Annotated in this window: 1 protein-coding gene; it reads right to left on the bottom strand. The window is 66.7% G+C overall.

Features of this window, described 5'->3' with window-relative positions; translation table 11 throughout:
• Nucleotides 1–216: 216 nt before the first annotated feature.
• Nucleotides 217–1,545, bottom strand: coding sequence for an IS4 family transposase (locus NAG42_RS43810; protein ID WP_250038491.1), 1,329 nt, complete (start codon nt 1,543–1,545; stop codon nt 217–219).
• Nucleotides 1,546–1,595: the final 50 nt, after the last annotated feature.

Genomic DNA, 1,595 nt, shown 5'->3' with positions numbered 1-1,595 from the left:
CAATGCCGCGTAGCTTAAGTTGATCTTGTTGTGGCCTGGGTGAAGGTGCGTAGCCGGATCGTGGCTGGTTTGTCGTGGCGGATGCTGGGTGTGTCGTGGGGTTTTTTCACGCGGTATTGGTTGTGGCGGGCGCGTTTGACGGCTCGGGGGCAGGTTCGTTCACGGCGTTGCGGGATCAGGAGTTCGGCCAGGGCGGCGAGGTGCTGGGGTAGCTGGTCAGTCCAGTCCTGAGGGGGGAATGTCCGCCGTCGCGGTGGCGGTCCGGCGGATCAGGCGCAGGGCTTTGGTGAAGGAGATCCGGTCGGGGTCCAGGTCCGCGGCCGCGGAGGCTTGGGCGATCAGGGCGCTGATCGCGTGGTGGACGATGAGGTAGGCCCAGATTTCTTGGTAGACGAGGTCGGGCAGTCGTGACCGCAGGACCACGCCGGGGCCGCGCAGGTGGGTTTTCAGCTGGTCGTGACCGGTTTCTTGTTCCCAGCGCTGGTAGTAGGCGGCGGCGAGTTCGTCGGCTCGGGCATGGCCGGGGTCCAGGATGGTGCTGATCAGGGCGATCAGGTCGCCCTTGCCGTCTCCGTCGCGGTCGGGGACGTCGTATTCGATGACCCGGACGTGGTGGACGGCCGGTCGGCCGTGCTCGTCGAGAGCGTCCGGGAATGTGCTCAGATCTTCACCGGCGCGGGCGGCGGCCAGTAGTCGTGCCCGCCGTTTCGAGGCGATGCGCACCGATGGTTTGATCAGCAGGCTCACATAGGTGCCGTCGGCCAGGACTTTCACCACCGGCAGATCCAGTTGGGTCGGTGCCCGCCAGAGCAGGGCCGCCCCGGTGGCTTGCGCACTGTCCCACGCCTGCCAGGAGTAGAAATTGCGGTCGGCGGTGAGCAACTCGTCGCCGCGCAGCCGCGGATACAGCCGGGCGGCCAACGTTCGTTCCCCGTCGGTGTATTTGCCGATCTCCGCGGCGACGAACGCGTGGGTGCCGCACTCCGCGAGAGCCACCACCCGCGCTTTCGGAAATCCCGACCGCCAGACCCCCGAGTTGGCATGGCCGAACTCCTCGGCGTTACCCGGGCTATCCGGCACATCAAGATCGAAACCGTCGATGGCCAGCAGCCGCCACGACCGCAGAAACGAACCCCGCGCGGTCCCCAACGCCATCGCCGGTGCCTGCGGGCCGGCACGACCAGCGACCGGCCCGCACGTGTTCTCGAACAACTCCGCGAACACCCGCCGGCCCAGCCGTTTCCGGGCTTGCGTAATCGCCGACGAGGTCGGCACCGTCCAACCGGCGTCCCACACCCCGAACCGGTCCAACGATCCGGTCACCTTCGTCGCGACCTCGGCATAATTATCGTCCGGGAACAACGCCAGCCCCAGCGTCAAATACGCGGTCACATGCGCCGGCAGCTTCCCGTCCGACCGCTTCTCCCGAACCCCGCACGCAGTGACCGCATCATCGACAGCATCCCGCGGCACCTGCGAGATCAGCACCCCGAGCGAGACCTGATCAGGACGCACCATCGGGCGATCCACCGCATCCGCTGTCATGACCGGTGATCCAAGCCATCACCACAACCGAAGTCACCACACCACGCCGA

Source organism: Paractinoplanes maris (assembly GCF_023544465.1).
Classification (GTDB): Bacteria; Actinomycetota; Actinomycetes; order Mycobacteriales; family Micromonosporaceae; genus Actinoplanes; species Actinoplanes maris.
Note: the sequence above shows the minus strand (reverse complement) of the source record. Positions and strands in the feature narration are given on the sequence as shown.

Coding starts and splice junctions, on each gene's coding strand:
- NAG42_RS43810 (WP_250038491.1), bottom strand. CDS start 1,545: ATGACAGCGGATGCGGTGGATCGCCCGATGGTGCGTCCTGATCAGGTC.